This window comes from Burkholderia sp. B10 (genome assembly GCF_004368385.1).
GTDB lineage: Bacteria > Pseudomonadota > Gammaproteobacteria > Burkholderiales > Burkholderiaceae > Burkholderia > Burkholderia vietnamiensis.
Genome location: NZ_PQMX01000023.1, coordinates 58,188 through 77,260 on the forward strand (window position 1 = coordinate 58,188; position 19,073 = coordinate 77,260).

Genomic DNA, 19,073 nt, shown 5'->3' on the forward strand with positions numbered 1-19,073 from the left:
GCGGGCGCGGCCGGCCGCCGCCCGAGGCGCGCGCCGGATGCCGATCCGCGCGGCGCGCATCGCGCCGGCCGGGACGAGAGCCCGGTAGGGTCGGGAAATATAACCGGCTTTGACCCCGCGCAGCGGAAAGCCGACAAAAAAAACGGGAAGCACGTGCGGCTTCCCGTTTTCATCGCGGATCGCGGATCGCGGATCGCGGATCGCACACGGCACGGCCGCACCGGCGTCACGGCGTCACGGTGCCGCGGTGCCGCGGCCGGCGAAGGCGACGGCGAAATCAGCCGGCCGTCTCGCGGTTCTCGACGCGCGGCGCAGCGCCGCCGCGGTTCGCGGCGATCCACGGCGCAATTTCCATGTCCTCGTAGCGCACGAAGCGGCTCCGGTTCATGAGCCGGTAGCCGAGCCAGACGACGACGAACAGCGGGATGCCGACATAGGTGGCGGCCACGCCCGCCCAGTCGATGCGGTTCGCGAGAAACGCCTGATAGTCCTGCCCGAGCGCGATCACCATGCACAGCACGAACGCGAACAGCGGGCCGAACGGGAACCACTTCGACTGGTACGGCAGCTGCTCGATGCTGTAGCCCTGCGTCACGTAACCCTTGCGGAACCGGTAATGGCTGATCGCGATCCCGAGCCACGCGATGAAGCCCGTCATGCCCGACGTGTTCAGCAGCCACAGGTAGACGGTCTTGTCGCCGTACAGCGACGTGAAGAAGCACAGCGCGCCGACGGCGGTCGTCGCGTACAGCGCGTTGCGCGGCACGCCGCCCGGCGACAGCTTCGCGAACAGCTTCGGCGCGCGGCCTTCGGTCGCGAGGTTGTAGAGCATGCGCGTCGACGCATACATCCCCGAGTTGCCGGCCGACAGCACGGCCGTCAGGATCACCGCGTTCATCACGCCGGCCGCGAAAGCGAGGCCCGCATGACGGAACACGAGCGTAAACGGACTCACGCCGATGTCGGTCACGTCGCTCTTCAGCAGGTTCGGATCGGTGTACGGAATCAGCACGCCGATCACGAAGATCGCCAGCACGTAGAACAGCAGGATGCGCCAGAACACCTGGCGGACCGCACGCGGGATCGTCGTGCGCGGATGCTCCGATTCGCCGGCCGCGACGCCGATCAGCTCGGTGCCCTGGAACGAGAAGCCCGCGATCATCGCGACGCCCATCAGCGCCGGCAAGCCGCCGGCGAACGGCGCATCGCCGATCGTCAGGTTGCCCCAGCCGTTGGCCGGCGCGCCCTTCAGAATGCCGAAGATCATCAGCAGGCCGACGCCGATGAACGCGAGCACCGTGACGACCTTGATCAGCGCGAACCAGTATTCGGCCTCGCCAAAGCCGCGCACCGTCAGCGCGTTGAGCAGGAACATCACCGCGAGGAACGCGGCGCTCCACCACACGCCCGGCACGTCCGGGAACCAGTAGTGCATCACGAGCTGCGCGGCGACGAGTTCGACCGCGATCGTCACCGCCCAGTTGTACCAGTAGTTCCAGCCGAGCGCGAAGCCGAAACCTTCATCGACGTATTTCGCGCCGTAGGTCGCGAACGAGCCCGACACCGGCATGAACGCGGCCATTTCGCCGAGGCTCGTCATCAGGAAGTAGACCATCAGGCCGATCAGCATGTACGCGACCATCGCGCCGCCGGGGCCGGCCTGCGAGATCGACGCGCCGGACGCGACGAACAGGCCCGTGCCGATCGAGCCGCCGATGGCGATCATCGTCAGATGGCGCGCCTTGAGCGCGCGATGAAGCGTGGGAGGGTTCGCGGGCGAACCGGGTGGGTCGGAATTCGGGATTGCAGACATAAACGAGACGAACGTTGAGCGAGCCGGCATCCAGGGCCGGCGCATGCGGAATCGGGACGCGGTGTGCCGCCTGCGATACGGCCCCGATATGCGTTGCACGCCGCGCGGCTGCGGCGAAGCGCGGATTCTACCCGATTCGCCCGCGACGGCCCGGCCGCGGAACGCGCGGCGATTCCGGCGCGGCGGCGCAGCCGGCGCTTTGCACGCGGCGTGGCGGGCAATCCGCGGACGTGGTACGCCCCTATTTCACGATGGCGAAAATACTGGCTGAAAACGACATTTTGCCGCGGACATTCACAATAATCAGACGAAATAACCGATACTGAAAATTGATTTGAATCAACGTCATTCATACGACCAGGGTAATGATGCGTAACCGTTTTCAAATCGACAGTTGAGATGCATGTTTTGCCTCGCGCGGCGAGAATTCCGATTTCGCGAGATAATGCGATCCACTCCGAAATAATCAACGTGCGCAATCGTCGACGACGAAATGCCCGCACCCCCACCCCTCCAGGATGAAGCTACGCCCGCTGCTTGTCGCATTGCGCCGCTATACCCCGTCGGTCGTGTCCCGCATTCTGTCGCCCCGGGGCGTACTGGTCGCAGGTATCGCGCTACTGGTATTCAGCTGGGGATTGTCGGCATCGCTTTTGATCGAGGCACGTCGCGACGCATACGACCACGCGGTCGAAAATGCGCGCAACCTGCTGCTTCTGATCGAGCGCGATATTTCGCGCAATATCGAGTTGTATGATCTATCGCTGCAAAACGTCGTGGACGGGCTCGCCGATCCCGAATTGGCGGCATTGCCGGCCACCCAGCGTCATCGGATGCTGTTCGACCGCGCGGCAAACGGCGCGTATCTCGGCGCCATTTTCGTGATGGATACGCGCGGCAATATCGTGATCGATTCGGGCGTCTCGCCGCCGCGGCAAGGCAATTTTTCCGATCGCGATTATTTCACCGTCCATCGCGACGGGCTCGCGCAGGGGCTTTACATCAGCCGCCCGTATGCGTCGCGGCTGCGCAGCGGCGCGCTGACGATCGCACTGAGCCGCCGGATCACGTTGCCCGACGGGTCGTTCGGCGGGATCGTCGTCGGCACGCTCAGCGTCGATTATTTCCGCGCGCTGCTCGACGGTCTCGCGGTCGGCACGCACGGCAGCGCGGCGATCATCGAGGACAACGGCGCGCTCGTGTCGCGCCTGCCGTACGACGCGCGCATGGTGGGGCTGAACCTGCGCGACGCGCAGCTGTTCATCGAAGCGCGACGCAACCGCGAAGGCGCGATCGTCGGCGTCGGCGTGATCGACGACGTGCGGCGCATCTATGTGTACAAGCACCTCGCGAACCTGCCGCTGACCGTCGACGTCGCGCCCGCCGAGACCGACATCTATGCATCGTGGCGGCACCGCACGATCTGGACGGCCGTGCTGATGGGCCTGTTCACCGCGTTCATCGCGGGCGGCTCGCTCGCGCTGTCGCGCGAGCTCAAGCGCCGGCAGATCGCCGAGTCGAAGCTGTACCGGCTCGCGCACACCGATTCGCTGACCGGCGTCGAGAATCGCGGCACCTTCGACACGGTGCTCACGAAGGAAGCCCAGCGCGCGTCGCGCAGCGGGCGCCCGCTGTCGGTGCTGTTCGTCGACGTCGATCACTTCAAGGCCTTCAACGATCATTACGGCCACCTCGCCGGCGACGACGTGCTGCGTCGCGTCGCGCAAACCGCGTCGCGCTGCCTGCGCCGCAACAGCGACCACGTCGCGCGCTACGGCGGCGAGGAATTCGTCGTCACGCTGCCCGACACCGATGCGCGCGGCGCGGCGACCGTCGCCGACGCGATCCGGCGCTCGATCGCCGCGCTCGACATCGCGCACGAGCGCAGCCCGTACGGGCACCTGACGGTGAGCATCGGCGTCGCGACCTCCGTCGGCGGCCGCGTGAGCGCAGCGACGCTGCTGCGGCTGGCCGACGAAGCGCTGTACCGCGCGAAATCGGGCGGCCGCAATCGCGTGTCGGACGCCGAGACGAGCGCGGCCGACGCGTGACGCCGCGGCCGGCCGCCGTGCCGCGCCACGTCCCCGTGGACAGGCCGGCCGCGTTCGGCTAGCGTAACGCCAGCTGCGCGAGCGGCCCGCGCCGGCCCGCGCAGGCCGATCCGCCTTTCCGGCCCTCCTCGCTTCGTCATGACCGCCCCGCTTCCCGCCCCACTTCCGTCGCTCCTGCGCCAAGCGCTCCGTCCACTGCTCGACCCGTACCGCCGCTACCGGCATGCGAAGCTCATCCACGCGGCGCGCGTCGCGCTCGCGGTGCTCGTGTCGATCGCGTTGTCCACGGGGCTGCAGGTGCCGCACGGCGAATGGTCGACGATCACCGTGCTGATCGTCGTCGGCGGGCTGCAGCACCACGGCAACATCCGCAAGAAGGCGGCCGAGCGCGCGCTCGGCACGTCGATCGGCGCGCTCGCCGGGCTCGGCCTGATCGTGCTCCATTCGATGCTGCATGCGCCGGTCGCGATCTACCTGCTGATGGCGCTCGCGTGCGGCGTATGCGCCTACCACGCGATCGGCAAGGCCGGCTACATCGCGCTGCTGTCGGCGATCACGCTGGTGATCGTCGCGGGGCACGGCGACAACGAGATCGCCGACGGCCTGTGGCGCGCAGTGAACGTCCTCGCCGGCATCGCGATCGCGCTGGCGTTCTCGTTCGCGCTGCCGCTCTATGCGACCTACTCGTGGCGCTACAAGCTCGCCGACGCGCTGCGCGCGTGCGCGGCCGTCCATGCGCGGATCGCCGGCGACCGCCACGTGAGCGACGACGCGCATCTGAAGGAAATGGCCGCGCTCAGCGCGCTGCTGGTGCAGTTGCGTTCGCTGATGCCGTCGGTGTCGAAGGAACGCGACATCCCGGTCGCGCAGCTCGAGGCGATCCAGCGCGGCCTGCGGCTCTGCATCGGCTACCTCGAGATCCTGTCGAGCGCCGTACCGGCCGGCGACGACCGCGCCGTCCACGAGTACATGCTGCGCGACATGAAGCCGGTGAACCGGCGCATCCGCGACACGCTGATCGGCGCGAGCCGCGCGCTCAAGTTCGGCAGGCCGAGCCGGCTCGTGCCGCGCCGCCGCCCGGTGGACGGCGCTCACGACGCGCCGCCGCCGCAGCTGTCGGGCTACGTGTCGATCAGCGCGAAGCTGGCCGGCGAAGTGAACGTGTTGCGCGAGAAACTGCTCGATACCGCGCAGGCGTGGAACATTTGAGCGTCGGCGGCCCGTACGTCGACTTCGGCACGACACCTTTCACATTGCTTTCGATGCGCTGCGCGGGCGAGCGGCCGGCTTCGGTCGTTTTTGCCGGTCGGCCCGCGTAAACGGGGCCAGTCGCGCTCGCGCCTTCCAGTTGGCTCCGACCGTCATGCGCGGCCGCGTCACGGCGGATTTTCCGGGCGGTCGAACGGGCGCGGCGCCTGTCGCGGCGGGGCTGACGATGCATTGGCGCGAAAATCAGGTCTTGCCCCAACTTCCCGGACAGCCGATACTCGCGTATTCCGCGAAATACGATCCACCGGCTTCAATCCACGGTAATTCCTATGAGCACGATTCTCGAAAGCCTCCCGACCGGCCAGAAGGTCGGTATCGCCTTCTCCGGCGGCCTGGACACCAGCGCCGCGCTGCACTGGATGAAACTGAAGGGCGCCGTCCCGTACGCATACACGGCGAACCTCGGCCAGCCCGACGAAGACGATTACGATGCGATCCCGAAGCGCGCGATCGAATACGGCGCAGCCGGCGCCCGTCTGATCGACTGCCGCGCCCAGCTCGTCGCCGAAGGCATCGCGGCGCTGCAAAGCGGCGCGTTCCACATCACGACGGCCGGCGTCACCTACTTCAACACGACGCCGATCGGCCGCGCGGTCACGGGCACGATGCTGGTCGCCGCGATGAAGGAAGATGGCGTCAACATCTGGGGCGACGGCAGCACGTACAAGGGCAACGACATCGAGCGTTTCTACCGCTACGGCCTGCTCGTCAACCCCGATCTGAAGATCTACAAGCCGTGGCTCGACCAGACGTTCATCGACGAGCTCGGCGGCCGCGCCGAAATGTCCGAGTTCATGAACCAGGCGGGCTTCGCGTACAAGATGTCGGCCGAGAAGGCCTATTCGACCGACTCGAACCTGCTCGGCGCGACGCACGAAGCGAAGGATCTGGAAAGCCTCGAGAGCGGCATCAAGATCGTGAACCCGATCATGGGCGTCGCGTTCTGGCGCGACGACGTGAAGATCGCCGCCGAAGAAGTGACGGTGCGCTTCGAAGCCGGCCAGCCGGTTGCGCTGAACGGCGTCGAGTTCAAGGATCAGGTCGAGCTGCTGCTGGAAGCGAACCGCATCGGCGGCCGCCATGGGCTCGGCATGAGCGACCAGATCGAGAACCGGATCATCGAGGCGAAGAGCCGCGGCATCTACGAGGCTCCGGGGCTCGCGCTGCTGTACATCGCGTACGAGCGTCTCGTCACCGGCATCCACAACGAAGACACGATCGAGCAGTACCGCGAGAACGGCCGCCGTCTCGGCCGCCTGCTGTATCAAGGCCGCTGGTTCGACCCGCAGGCGATCATGCTGCGCGAAACCGCGCAACGCTGGGTCGCGCGCGCGATCACCGGCGAAGTGAAGATCGAACTGCGCCGCGGCAACGACTACTCGATCCTGAGCACGAAGTCGCCGAACCTCACGTATCAGCCGGAACGCCTGTCGATGGAGAAGGTTGCGTCGACGTTCTCGCCGCGCGACCGGATCGGCCAGCTGACGATGCGCAACCTCGACATCACCGATACGCGCGACAAACTGCGCGTTTATGCGCAAGTCGGTCTGCTGACGCCGGGTGAATCGTCGGCGCTGCCGCAGATCAAGAGCGACAGCGGCGAGTAAGCCGGTCGTTGTTGTGGGCTGCCGGGCGGCGGGAAGCCGGCCGGCAGCTTGTGGTTTCCTTCTTCCCTTTCTTCCCCTTCATTGGCGTCCGTTGCAGACGCTGTCCCATCGGCCGGCAAAGCGATCGCTTTCCTGCGCACCCCGCTGCAGTCGTTTCGGCTCGGACGCGGCAACTGCGCGGTCGTGCCGATCAGCCCGAACCCGGCCGCTGCGCCGCCGAGATTGAAGACCTCGACACCGTCGCAGGCTCATCGCCTGCACCCCCCGCCTCATAGCGAGAAGAAATCGACCTTGAGCCGCGGCACGTAGTTCGACATGTCGGTGTAGTACTGGATCACCTGGTCATGAAACTGATCGAACGCGTGCTTCACGTCGTGCATGTGGTTGATCGCGACGTGCGCGGCGTCGGCCGACACGTCGGTTGTGTGCGCAAGCGCCTGCTCCAGCAGGCCCGCATGGCCCGCGCCGACGTCGATGCGCATATGGCGCATCAGGCCGTCGAACACGTCCGCATCGAGCACGGCGGCGCGCGCGATCTCGCGCCACGCGCCGCGCGCGCCGGCCTCGTCCTCGGGGCTCGCCTCGATCAGTTTCAGGCAGCACAGGTAACCGAGCGACGACGCGCGGCCGACCTCGCACAGCATGTTCACGAGCGACAGCGTGCCGATCACCGGATGCGCGTCGCGGATCTGCTCGCGCGGAATGCCCAGCTTCTCGACCGACGCAGCGATCAGCCTGTGATGCGCGTACTCGTCGGCCAGGTAGCCGCACAGCAGCTCGGCCGTCGCCTGGTCGCGGCAATGCGCGATCGCAGCGCCGACGTGACGCGGCGCGAGCCGGACGAAGTGGTAGGTCTCGAGCAGCAGCCCGGCGATCAGGTCGCGGCTTGCCTCGCCCCGCTCGAGCATGCCGAACAACCGGTGATAGCCGATCTGCGCGCGCCACATCCGCGTGCTGCGCTCGACCCGCTCGAGAAAATCCGCCACGGCGATCGTGGCGGCCGGCTGTTCGCGGCGCAGCAGGCCCAGTTCGTCCAGTTGCCCGACGATCGTCCGCACGCTGCCGATCGACACGTCCGAACGCTGCGCGATGTCATCGAGCGTATGTCGCCCGTCCAGGTAGCGCTTCATGCGCAGGAACGCGTCGCGGCTGCCCTGCACCTGCTCGAGCTCGAAACGCTCGTCGCCTACGATCATCGCCAGCCGCTCGCCGGCCAGCGCCACGAGCGTGCAATGCCGCAGCCTCGGCCGCACGCAGATTTCCGTCATCTCGCCCATGTCTTCGTCTCCGGTTGTTCGACCATCGTCCGATGCATTTTTCGAAACGATCGACGCATGCGCTGATTAAGAGAAAATAATCGCACGGGCGATTAAATCAATCTTGTATTGCGCAAACGTTGTACTAGATTATCTCCATGATTCCGCCAATTCAAGAAATCAGCGGACGTTTAAAATAAAGTTAGTTTTTACAAGAATATAAATAGGGGCCCCTTCCTTGGAATCATCCCAACCCATTTGAAGATCGGAGATGCCGCCGCTCCGGTGCCGCCTGGCCGCGGCACGGCTGCGTGCCGCGCTAATGGCGGCGGGGCGCTTGCGCCCGTTCTCATCGTCGGAGGTTGCTATGAGTGAACCGCTTACTGTCATCGTGCCACGAGGCACCAAGGTCGCCGTCAAGGAAGTCGACGCTTTGCAGACGGTCGACCCGCGCGCCGGCGCCGATCGTCACGCGCTGATCGTCGGCGGGGCCGATCTCAAGATTGCGATTGCAAAACATGCGGACGGTCAGCCGCTTTCGGCACGGGCCGCGTTCATGACCATGTGCGGATGAATATCAGTTAAGGAATCGTCCGCACGACGGATGAAAAGGAATATATCCGATATTCACATTGCATTCCGGATTTCACTGTAAATCATCCAGCCCGATTATTCGAATCAGGCCGGAGCTCCTTTAATTTTCAAAACGGTGATCGATATGGCAAATACCCATCAGCCCACGGTTCATGAAGTGAAGAACGCCGAACCGGCCAAGAACGTGTTCGACGGCCACAAGGTGGATCTCTACATCAATACGGGCACGCTCGGCGGCAAGCACTACCTTGTCACCGTCAACAAGCCCGATGGCACGCCGACGCTGATCGCGATCCACCTGTAATCGCCGCGGCACCGATTCAGCCAGTTGCGGGGCGAGCCGCGCGCCCGCCCCGTGCGCCCACTTCGGGAGTCTCATCATGGAACAGATCGAATCGCCCGCATCCCGTCCGCGGCTGGTGACGCCGGTGACGCTGGGGCACGTCGACGCGCTGCCCGACGGCCCGCACGCCGCCGCCGCGCTGGCCCGCACGCTCGACCAGTTCGACGGCCGCCGCGATCTCGACGAGATCGCGCGCGACGAGCCCGCGTTGCCGCGCGCGCTGCTCGACGAGCTGGTCGGCACGCTGGACGAGGCCGGCCTGATCGACGACGACGCGCCGGTCGCGAGTCGCGCGGGCGCGGAAGTGATCCTCGAGATCGAGGATCTCGTCGAGCAGTACTGCGAGGAGACGCTCTACCGCAACCCGTTCTGGCGCGCATGCCTCGACACGCGCTCGCCGGGCGACCTGCCCGAGCGGCTCGCGATCGGCATGGTGATCGAGAACTGGCACTTCCTGTTCCGCGAAAGCTATTTCGATGCGCCCGTGCTGTCCTACGTGCCGAGCACGCCGGTGCGACTGACGCTCAACCGCTTCTTCTCCGAAGAGTACGGACACGACGAGATCCTGCTGCGCGCGCTGAACTTCGCGGGGCTGAGCCGCGCCGACATGCTCGACGCGATCCCGCTGCCCGAGACGATGGGGCTGTGCAATGCGCTCGCGTACTGGTCGCACAGCGATCCGCTGTTCTTCTTCACGACGCTCGGCTTGCTCGAAGGCCAGGGCATGCAGCACGACAGCTTCATCCAGGCGTGCGAGCGCGCGCAACTGCCCGACGGGCTCGTCGGCCCGCTCAAGACGCACGCAACCATCAACCTCAACGCGGCGCACGGCAGCCTGACACGCGCGATCTTTCACGACGTGCCGGTGCTCGATGCCGCCACCGTCGCACGCATGAAGGCCCAGTTGCGGCTGTTCGTCGAGCTCTACGACGACTTCTACACGGCCGTCTGGCACTACTACACATCCGACGCGCCGCTGCTGCGGCGCGTGTCCGACCTGTGAGGCAACCACCATGGACAGCTCGCTCGCAGCTCCCGCGATGCCGAAATTCCGCGGCATCGTGACCTCGCAGCTCACGGATAGCGGCGCCGTGCTGAGCGCCGGCGGCCGGCAATGCGCGTTCCGCTTCGCGCCCGACGAGGCGACCGACGTCGCGCGCCTGATCGGCGATTTGCACGCGGGCGGCATGACGCCCGAGGAACTGGCCGCGCGCTCGCCCCGCATCGCCGACAAGATCCCGCCGCTGCTCGCCGATTTCAACGTGCTGCGCCTGCTGATCGAATCCGATCCGCGCCGCGCCGCGGTGGCGACCAGCGGCGCGCAGCTCTACCGCGACATCCGCCGCATCGCGGAGCGCACCGCCGCGCGCAGCGCACGCTCGGCATTCCTGCGCGCGCTGGTCGAACAACGCGCGACGCGCCGCCAGCTGATCGGCTATACGCTCGAGTATTACTGGATCGTGCGCGCGGCGCCGGGGCTGATCGGGCCCGCGCTCGGCTGGGCCGCCAGTCCCGCGGAGCGCACGCTGCTGCAGGACTTCCTGAAATCGGAGCTCGGCCACGACCGGTTTCTCGAGGCGTCGCTGAAGGCCGTGGGGCTCGCCGAGGCGCAGATCGAGCAGCACCAGCCGCTGCCCGCGACGTTCTCGCTCGCGGCCGCGCTCGGCGTGCACGCGCGCCAGCATCCGCTGTCGTTCAAGGCGAGCCTGTTTCTGTTCGAGCGCGCGCAGCCTGCATTCATCGACGCGTTCGACGCGCGCTGCGTCGCGCTCGGCATGCCCGAGGCGTTCTACCGGCCGCTGCGCGCACACGCGGACCTGAACGACACGTACCGGCACGAGGACATCTCGCGGCAGTTGATGGCGCTCGACACCGCGATCGATCCCGAAGCCTGCACGGTCACGAAACGCAACGTCTCGCTGATGGTCGAGACGCTGGTGCGCCAGGAGGACACCATCCTCGCCTACTACGCCGACGACAGCGCGCCGCTGCCGCGCATCTTCCACTGAGGGTCGCCATGGAACTCTGGACATTTCAGCGTTATCAGTCGCCGCGCCTCGTCGTCGACGCGATCCACCACGAGCCCGGCTCGGCGCTCGTCAGCATGCGCGCGGGCGCGCACGAATACCGGCTGGCGTTCGACGCCAGCGACGCCGCGGACCAGATCGCCGCGCAACTCCACAGCCTGACCGACACGGCGTCGCCGCTGTGGTGGACGCTGCGCGAAAGCGAACCCGACTCTGGCTGGCACGCGCTCGGCACGTTTCTCGACACGCATTCGCTGATCGGCGAGGCCGACGACACGGCCGCCGATGCGCTTGCCGCGCAGGCCGCGCGGATCGACTCGTGCATCGCGCAGACGGTCGCGGCCAGCCTCGCCACGCTCGACGCCGCGCGGCGCGACGCGGTCGCGCGCGATGCCGCGACGCTCCGGCTGCACCTCGATCGACCCGCCTCCGCGCGCACGCTGTTCGACGCGCACGACGATCCGTTCGACGCGCAGGTCGAACCCAACTTCCATCTCGCGCTGCTGCGCATCGAGTTCGAATACTTCCGCCGCGCCGCGCCGCTCACGCTGGCAGCCGTCGCGCTGATGCTCGATGCGTTCTCCGGCGCGCCGCGCGCCAGCGCCGCGGACGACGCCCGGTTCGACACGGCCGGGCTGTACGACGAGCACGACCTGATGTCGCATCTGTGGCTGGTCGCGTCGAGCCTCGTCGCCGCGAGCGGTGAAGACGCGCAGCGGCTGCCGTGCGCGGACGTGCCGGCCGTGTCGCTGTCGAACGGGCTCGAGTTCATGCGACAGACCGAGCTGATCACGCGCGAAACGCTGAACCTCTGGGGCGAGAATCCGTACGTGAGCGCGGTGGACGCGCTGAACGGCGGCTATTCGCCGCTCGTCGCCGGCCCGTTCATCGAGCAGTACCACGTGACGCGGCGCTTCGTGGAAATCATCGCGCCGCTGCTGAGCATGCGGCTCAGCATTCCGCTGCGCACGATGATGCTCCGCTACTACGGCGAGGAATACGGCCACGAGGCGCTCGAAAGCACGACCTGCGAAGCGCTCGGCGTCGCACCGCGCATGCTCGCGCAGATCGTGCCGCTGCCGCTGCACTTCGCGTTCGTCGACGCGCTCACGCTCCTCGCCGATGTCGACCCGGTGTCGTCGTTCGCCGCGATCATGGTCGTCGAGGGCATCTTCGGCGAGCCGCCGAAGATGTCGCTGCGCCTGATGGCGGCGGTCAAGGACAACGACGCGTTCCACAGCGTGTCCGGCGACCACGAGGAACTGAACGAATCGCTGAACCACAACAGCATCTCGCGCGACACGTTCGAGCAGATCGCCGCGATCGATCCCGTGCGCCAGACGATCGCGATGCGCCGCATCCTGTTCCTGCTCGAACTGAACCACCGCGCGTGGAGCGGCATCGCCGGCTTTTACGGCGCGCAGCCGACGCTCGCGCTGCACGGCCCGTACGGCCGGCTGCTCGACCCGCGCGGCTGACGGCGCCGCGCCAGCTCACACGCACGAGGAGAAGCCCGTGGACGAACGCTACGACTACATCGTCATCGGTTCCGGCTCGGCGGGCAGCATCGTCGCCGGGCGGCTCGCCGACAACCCGTCGATCAAGGTGCTCCTGCTCGAGGCCGGGCCGCTCGCGTCGCATTTCCCGCCGATCCGCGACCCGAACCAGATCAACTGCCTGTACCGCATCGGCGCGATTCACTGGGGTTACAAAAGCGTGCCGCAGACGCGCATGAACGATCGCGTGATGGACGTCTGGCGGGCGAAGGTGACGGGCGGCTGCACCGCGCACAACGACATGGTCTACGTGCGCGGCGCGCCTGCCGACTTCGATCAGTGGGCGAGCCGGTACGGCTGCGACGGCTGGCGCTACCAGGACGTCGCGCCGCACTTCGAGCAGGTCGAACGCATGCTGCAACCGACCACCACGACGCGCAACGCGTTCGGCGAGGCGTTCGTGAGCGCGAGCGAGCAGCTCGGCCACCGCTACAACCCGAACTACAACGACGGGCGGCCGATGGCCGGCGTGTCGCCGCTACGCTCGACCATCGACACGCGCTTCCAGCGCGTGACGAGCTACCAGCGCTACGTCGAGCCGCTGCTCGCGCGGCAGTCGAATCTGACGCTCGCCGCCGAATCGCTCGTCGAACGGATCGAGTTCAACGGCACGCGGCGCGCGGCCGCGGTGCACTACGTCCGCGGCGGCGCGCGCGTACGTGCGATCGCCGACCGGGAAATCCTGCTGTGCGCGGGCGCGATCAACTCGCCGCAGATCCTGATGCGCTCGGGCGTCGGCGACGCCGCGCAATTGCGGCAACTCGGCATCCCCGTGCAGATGGACCTGCCGGGCGTGGGCGCCAACCTGATGGACGCGTTGATCTTCCAGGGCATCTGGACGTCGCGGCAGCCGATCCTCGACCAGCCCGTCAACGAGGGCTACGCGATCGTCTGGGCGAACGCGAATGCCGACGGCCAGCCGGCCAATGCAGCCGAGATGATGCGCGGACGCTATACGTGCGGCCAGTCCGAGGAGGAACTGCGCAGTTTCTATTCGGTGACGGGCGACATGATGCGGCTACAAAGCCGGGGCCGCGTCGCGCTGCGCTCGGCCGATCCGACCGCCGCGCCGCTGATCGACATGAACTTCCTGTCGGCGCCGGGCGACTTCGAGCAATGCGTGCAGGGCTTCGAGCTGATGCGCTCGCTCGGCAACGCGCCCGGGCTGTCGGCCTGGCGCGGCGAGGAGCAGACGCCCGGCCCGTCGGTGCGCACGCCCGCCGAGATCCGCAACTGGATCCTGAGCAATGCGGGCTCGCTCAGCCATCCGGTCGGCACGTGCAGGATGGGCACCGGCAACGATGCTGTGGTCGATCCGCAGTTGCGCGTTCACGGGGTCGAGGCGCTGCGGGTCATCGATGTGTCGATCATGCCGCGCATCACGTCCGGGCATACGCAGGGGCCGGCGTTGATGATCGGGGAGAAAGGGGCTGCGTTGGTGTTGGGGGGTGGGTGATGGCGTGCGTGGATCGATACGCATGCGTTTGCGCGGGTTATGGTTCTTGGAATGTGCCGCGTCAAGAAAATATCCGCTTAGCTTGTTTTCGAGGCTGGACGTATCGAAGCCAACGCTGTTTGTGGCAACGACCGGAGCGCGTCAAGTGCGTCAATGAAGTCTGATCATCCTTGGTAATCCTCAAACTCCCACGCGGAAATGGATCATTCACGTATCGGCTTTAGCCACAGCCCTGTGAGTTGTTCATTTGTCAGTGACGCACCTGCGTTGGCTGCGAATTCCACGATGACATCTGCCGTATCACCGACGCCGGTATATAACCACCCAGACTCGCGGTGGAAATGTGTCTGCCATTCCGTGCCTCCAGGTAAGTCGACCGCAGCTCCGGGCACGAGAACGGAAATATCCGCGAGGAACAATCGGCCTGGACAAGTATTTGGAGGGACCATAACTCGATCTGTCCATCGCGTGTGTGGAAACAAGCCCCACGGAAATAGTATTTCGCCGGTTTCTACGGATACCTCCAATTGAAGCGTACCAATCGAAATAGATCCAGTTCGGGAGCCCGAACTCGGCTGTTTAATTCATTTTCCCTCGGAACGAAGTCGAACGAGTACTCAGCTTGGCAGTACACCAGCTGCCCGGCGAGTACGGGGCCAGATTTCCATGTAAATCTCATTTCGGGCCGCTTTTAAAAAGGAAATGGATAACCGTCTTGGCACTTGGATTCACAACAATTCATATGTGCCTGCCGTACCGTTCATAGTTCCTGGTGAATCCCAGAGGGGTGCCCCGGCACTCCGCCTGGGTCAGGGACTGGCGTAGTCGAGTCCATAATGCTCTGCATCAGAAGCCGCGCATCCCCGTAGAGACGAACCGATGTCCCGCCGCCGCTCACCTCACCAACGCGATTCTGCACCGTTTTCGACCACCGCAATCTGTTGGAGGGCAAGGTCCGAATAACTTGAGATCGACGTCGGCGCAAGCGAGCCGAACAAACCGACTACAATCCCCCCATCCCCGCCGCTGCGCCAACCCTGCCGGAGCCGCCATGTTCGACCTGACCACGCTGACCACCTTCACCGCCGTCGTCCTGGGTCTGTTCCTGATCCCCGGCCCCGCCGTACTGCTCGTCCTCAGCCGCACCGTACAGGGCGGCCGCAAGACCGGCATCCTGACCGGCCTCGGCGTCGCCAGCGGCGACTTCGTGCATACGCTGTTCGCGGCCGTCGGTTTGTCGGCGCTGCTGATGACGTCCGCGCTCGCGTTCAACGTCGTGAAGTGGGTCGGCGCCGCCTACCTGATCTACCTCGGCGTGCGTGCGCTGATCGAGAAGCCGTCCGACCCGTCGCTGCCGAAGCTGTCGCCCGTCACGCCGCTGAAGGCGTATCTGCAGGCCATCCCCGCCGAAGTGCTGAACCCGAAAACCGCACTGTTCTTCCTCGCGTTCATGCCGCAGTTCGTGCATCCGGAACGCGGCTCGACGTTCGTGCAATTCGCCGTGCTCGGCCTGATCTTCGTCGCGCTCAGTTCGCTGTACACGACGCTGATCGCCTGCTCGGTCCGTCCGCTCGGCCGGCTCGTGAAGCGGCTCGCGTGGCTGACGCGTTGGCAAGGCAAGATCATCGGCTCGATCTTCATCGCGCTCGGCCTGCGCGTCGCGGCTCAGCAGCGTTGACGCATGCGCTCCGCATGATGTCCGACACGGCACCCGCCCGCGAAATCCTCTACACCGACCCGCGCCTCGTCGCGGTCTACGACCTGTTCAACGCGGGCGATCACGACTTCGCGTTCTGCGCATCGCGCATCGGCACCGTTCAGCAGCGCATCCTCGATCTCGGCTGCGGCACCGGCCGGTTCGCACGCCGGCTCGCTGCGGCCGGGCACGACGTCGTCGCGATCGATCCGGCCGCCGCGATGATCGAGCATGCACGGCAGCAACCCGGTGCATCCGCGGTGCGCTGGGCCGTCAGCGATCTCGCCGGCCTGTCGCCCGACGCGCGCTTCGATACGGTCGTGATGACCGGCCACGCATTCCAGTGCCTGCTGACCGACGCCGCGATCGACGCCACGCTGCACGGCGTGCGGCGTCTGCTGAACGAGGGCGGACGCTTCATGTTCGAGACACGCAATCCACGTGTCGAACCGTGGCGCAGATGGGTACCGTCCGCGCCCGCATCGCACGTCGAATCGCCCGATTTCGGCCGCGTCGAACTGCATCGCGCGGTCACCGCAATCGACGGCCCGGTCGTGTCGTTCGACACATACTACCGTTTCTGCCGCGACGATATACAGCTGCAAAATACGAGCCGATTGCGCTTCATCGCCCAACCCGATCTGCAAGCACGCGTGACGGCAGCCGGCTTCTCGGCGACGCAATGGTGCGGCGACTGGCAAGGCGCGCCATTCGACGACGCGACGAGCGCCGAGATCATCGCGATCTGCCGCGCGTGAGCGCACGGATTCGCACCGCCCACCACGACATCCCGCTGCGCAGCATTCGCTGAAAACGCACGCGATGCGCCGGCGCACCATAAGCAACAAACGATTCGTTCTAAAGCCCGCAGCGCCCGTGCTCCTATAATCGGCCGACCATCACAACAACGTACGGAGCACCCATGACCGATCAGGCCTCTTCGAACTGGCGCCTTGAAACCATCGCCGTGCACGGCGGCTATCGCCCCGACCCGACCACGCGCGCCGTGGCCGTGCCGATCTATCAGACGGTCGCGTACGCATTCGACGACACGCAGCACGGCGCCGACCTGTTCGACCTGAAGGTGCAGGGCAACATCTACACGCGCATCATGAATCCGACGACGGACGTGCTCGAGCAGCGCATCGCAGCACTCGAGGGCGGCGTCGGCGCGCTCGCGCTCGCGTCGGGCCAGGCGGCCGTCACCTATTCGATCCAGACGATCGCGGAAGCCGGCGACAACATCGTGTCCGCGAGTTCGCTGTACGGCGGCACCTACAACCTGTTCGCGCACACGCTGCCGCAATACGGGATCACGACGCGCTTCGCCGACCCGCGCGATCCGGCGTCGTTCGACGCGCTGATCGACGCGCGCACGAAGGCGATCTTCGCGGAATCGGTGGGCAATCCGCTCGGCAACGTGACCGACATCGCCGCGCTCGCCGACATCGCCCATCGCCACGGCATTCCGCTGATCGTCGACAACACGGTGCCGTCGCCGTACCTGCTGCGTCCGTTCGAGCACGGCGCGGACATCGTCGTGCACTCGCTGACGAAGTATCTCGGCGGCCACGGCACGAGCCTCGGCGGCGCGATCGTCGACTCTGGCAAGTTCCCGTGGGCGCAACATGCAGACCGCTTCAAGCGGCTCAACGAACCCGACGTCAGCTATCACGGCGTCGTGTACACGGAAGCGTTCGGCGCGGCCGCGTATATCGGCCGCGCGCGCGTCGTGCCGCTGCGCAACATGGGCGCGGCGATCTCGCCGTTCAACGCGTTCCAGATCCTGCAGGGCATCGAGACGCTCGCGCTGCGCATCGAACGGATCAGCGACAACGCGCTGAAGGTCGCCCAGCATCTCGCGCGCCACGAAAACGTCGAATGGGTGAACTACGCGGGGCTGCCCGATCACCCCGATCATCCGCTCGTCGCGCGCTATCTGTCCGGCCGTGCGCCCGGCATCCTGACGTTCGGCGTCAAGGGCGGCCGCGACGGCGGCGCGAAATTCCAGGACGCGCTCAAGCTGTTCACGCGGCTCGTCAACATCGGCGACACGAAGTCGCTCGCGACGCATCCGGCATCGACGACGCACCGCCAGTTGTCGCCGTCCGAACTCGCGAAGGCAGGCGTGAAGGAAGAAACGGTGCGGCTGTCGATCGGCATCGAGCATATCGACGACCTGCTCGCCGACCTCGATCAGGCGCTCGCGCAGCTGTGACGCGAAGCGGGCGTGCCGACACGCCCGCTTCGAACGTCTGCCCTCGAGGCGGCTTCAAGACGTTCACCCCCCGGCCGATGTCGGGGCGACGCCCGGCACGAAACCGTCGTACGCCGCAGCGCCTGCTGCGACGTCGCGGCCGTCGGATACGTGTCGACAATGTGCGTGGCGTTGACTGGGGCCGCGCCCTGGTTGCGCAATGCACGCCGCCAGTTCGATCGCATCTTCGCGCGACTGGCGGCTGCCGTGGTCGGCCAGCACGTTCAGCGCGCTCACTTCGTCGCACGGGGTCAGTCGTAGTTGCTCGTTCAATTTGCGCGATTGATGCGATGCGGTACCGACCTCGCTGCTCTCCGACGAGCTCACCTCCCGCCCTGCACCTGGTATCGGCATGGCGGCGTTTCGCATCGCGCAGAAGCGCATCGCCGCGCATTCTCCGGCACGCGCCCGGCTTGCTCATCATCAACATTTCGTTGCTCGTCGCAAACGGCACATGGGGCAATCACCGCAACCGAACAAACAAGCTCCAATTGCCGCTGATCAGACAATTAGTCTGACGCCTTGACAGTCGATTTTCTTATCGACCCATTCAACTTTTTCCAGTCCGATGAAATTGTTGCCACGCCTGTTTCGATCGGCAATTTAGGGCTCGCAAACATTTGCGCCGACGCAGAATCGACATTCCACGCCGCGTCCCATGACGGCGACGCGTTGTTCATCGAAGTGTTCGTCAGCACGCGCCACGAGCGGCGGCCGAAGACCTGCCTAACAGCCTGAACGTGGAAGCCGATAATCCGGCGCAAACGTTTTTACCAACGAATCTGTTTCATGAAAATCGGCACCAGCGGTATATAACCCCATGTGCCGCACGGCCGCGCCATTCGATTTTCCTGCCATCCGCTCGAGCAGTTACGTCGCGAGCCGGCGGCCCTGCCGGAACCTTGAAAACACGCCGTTTGAATCAGGGGATAAACCCTGCCTTCAGAAACACAGGGCGGCGCCGTAAACACGACGAGCAAGACACTCAAGCCGTTCGACGCGGCCGTTGAATTCACAACCAACCCGACCGTCATGATCGGCGTGTCGCGCAGCAACATGCCCGTCAACGTCCGCAATCCGTACCTCGGTCTGTCATTCATTATCGCGCTGGAAGGCAGCTTCCCGTCGCGCGGCTGATCGCGACCGGG

General features: G+C 65.9%; 17 protein-coding genes. 13 read left to right on the forward strand and 4 right to left on the reverse strand.

Features of this window, described 5'->3' with window-relative positions; genetic code table 11:
- Positions 1-277: 277 nt before the first annotated feature.
- Positions 278-1,813: an amino acid permease gene (locus C3Y15_RS14275; RefSeq protein WP_059462411.1), complete on the reverse strand. Its 1,536-nt coding sequence runs from the start codon at positions 1,811-1,813 to the stop codon at positions 278-280.
- 518 nt (positions 1,814-2,331) lie between these two features.
- Between C3Y15_RS14275 and C3Y15_RS14280 the strand changes: the two genes are divergently transcribed.
- The 3 genes from C3Y15_RS14280 (at position 2,332) to argG (ending at position 6,740) form a co-directional block, all read left to right on the forward strand.
- Positions 2,332-3,864, forward strand: coding sequence for a sensor domain-containing diguanylate cyclase (locus C3Y15_RS14280; RefSeq protein ID WP_059895602.1), 1,533 nt, complete (start codon positions 2,332-2,334; stop codon positions 3,862-3,864).
- Positions 3,865-4,002: 138 nt separating this feature from the next.
- Positions 4,003-5,073 (forward strand): FUSC family protein, encoded by a 1,071-nt coding sequence (locus C3Y15_RS14285; RefSeq protein WP_124260096.1) that lies wholly within the window; start codon positions 4,003-4,005, stop codon positions 5,071-5,073.
- A 329-nt stretch (positions 5,074-5,402) separates the two neighbouring features.
- Entirely contained in the window at positions 5,403-6,740 is a 1,338-nt protein-coding gene (gene argG, locus C3Y15_RS14295) for an argininosuccinate synthase (RefSeq protein ID WP_014724539.1), read from the forward strand.
- Positions 6,741-7,009: 269 nt separating this feature from the next.
- Here the strand turns inward: argG and C3Y15_RS14300 are convergent, their stop codons facing one another.
- Positions 7,010-8,017, reverse strand: coding sequence for an iron-containing redox enzyme family protein (locus C3Y15_RS14300; protein ID WP_014724538.1), 1,008 nt, complete (start codon positions 8,015-8,017; stop codon positions 7,010-7,012).
- Between the two features lie 346 nt (positions 8,018-8,363).
- On the opposite strand from C3Y15_RS14300, the gene C3Y15_RS14305 reads away from it, so the two are divergent.
- The 9 genes from C3Y15_RS14305 to C3Y15_RS14345 all read left to right on the forward strand — a co-directional run bounded on the left by C3Y15_RS14305 (position 8,364) and on the right by C3Y15_RS14345 (position 17,886).
- Complete coding sequence (locus C3Y15_RS14305) at positions 8,364-8,570, forward strand: hypothetical protein (protein ID WP_224019383.1); 207 nt, start codon at positions 8,364-8,366, stop codon at positions 8,568-8,570.
- A gap of 144 nt (positions 8,571-8,714) precedes the next feature.
- A complete protein-coding gene (locus C3Y15_RS14310; protein WP_034194930.1) occupies positions 8,715-8,894 on the forward strand; it encodes a hypothetical protein in 180 nt (59 codons plus the stop codon).
- A 76-nt stretch (positions 8,895-8,970) separates the two neighbouring features.
- Complete coding sequence (locus C3Y15_RS14315; protein WP_014724535.1) at positions 8,971-9,936, forward strand: iron-containing redox enzyme family protein; 966 nt, start codon at positions 8,971-8,973, stop codon at positions 9,934-9,936.
- Positions 9,937-9,946: 10 nt separating this feature from the next.
- The gene (locus tag C3Y15_RS14320; RefSeq protein WP_224056523.1) at positions 9,947-10,942 is read left to right on the forward strand and encodes an iron-containing redox enzyme family protein; all 996 of its coding nucleotides are present in this window, start codon (positions 9,947-9,949) and stop codon (positions 10,940-10,942) included.
- Positions 10,943-10,950: 8 nt separating this feature from the next.
- On the forward strand, positions 10,951-12,438 hold the full coding sequence (locus C3Y15_RS14325) for a hypothetical protein (protein WP_059558942.1): 1,488 nt from the start codon (positions 10,951-10,953) through the stop codon (positions 12,436-12,438).
- A 37-nt stretch (positions 12,439-12,475) separates the two neighbouring features.
- Complete coding sequence (locus C3Y15_RS14330; protein ID WP_045578225.1) at positions 12,476-13,972, forward strand: GMC oxidoreductase; 1,497 nt, start codon at positions 12,476-12,478, stop codon at positions 13,970-13,972.
- Positions 13,973-15,023: 1,051 nt separating this feature from the next.
- Positions 15,024-15,650: a LysE family translocator gene (locus tag C3Y15_RS14335; protein ID WP_059453435.1), complete on the forward strand. Its 627-nt coding sequence runs from the start codon at positions 15,024-15,026 to the stop codon at positions 15,648-15,650.
- 14 nt (positions 15,651-15,664) lie between these two features.
- The gene (locus C3Y15_RS14340) at positions 15,665-16,426 is read left to right on the forward strand and encodes a class I SAM-dependent methyltransferase (RefSeq protein ID WP_080484444.1); all 762 of its coding nucleotides are present in this window, start codon (positions 15,665-15,667) and stop codon (positions 16,424-16,426) included.
- A gap of 164 nt (positions 16,427-16,590) precedes the next feature.
- A complete protein-coding gene (locus C3Y15_RS14345) occupies positions 16,591-17,886 on the forward strand; it encodes an aminotransferase class I/II-fold pyridoxal phosphate-dependent enzyme (protein WP_059895336.1) in 1,296 nt (431 codons plus the stop codon).
- A gap of 63 nt (positions 17,887-17,949) precedes the next feature.
- On the opposite strand, the gene C3Y15_RS32255 is transcribed toward C3Y15_RS14345, so the two are convergent.
- On the reverse strand, positions 17,950-18,309 hold the full coding sequence (locus tag C3Y15_RS32255; RefSeq protein ID WP_226103003.1) for a hypothetical protein: 360 nt from the start codon (positions 18,307-18,309) through the stop codon (positions 17,950-17,952).
- Positions 18,310-18,447: 138 nt separating this feature from the next.
- On the opposite strand from C3Y15_RS32255, the gene C3Y15_RS14355 reads away from it, so the two are divergent.
- Positions 18,448-18,663, forward strand: coding sequence for a hypothetical protein (locus tag C3Y15_RS14355; RefSeq protein ID WP_046429202.1), 216 nt, complete (start codon positions 18,448-18,450; stop codon positions 18,661-18,663).
- Between the two features lie 32 nt (positions 18,664-18,695).
- Here the strand turns inward: C3Y15_RS14355 and C3Y15_RS14360 are convergent, their stop codons facing one another.
- Positions 18,696-18,983 carry a hypothetical protein gene (locus C3Y15_RS14360; protein ID WP_124260097.1) on the reverse strand — a complete coding sequence of 96 codons (288 nt, stop codon included), beginning with the start codon at positions 18,981-18,983 and terminating at the stop codon, positions 18,696-18,698.
- Positions 18,984-19,073 lie beyond the last annotated feature (90 nt).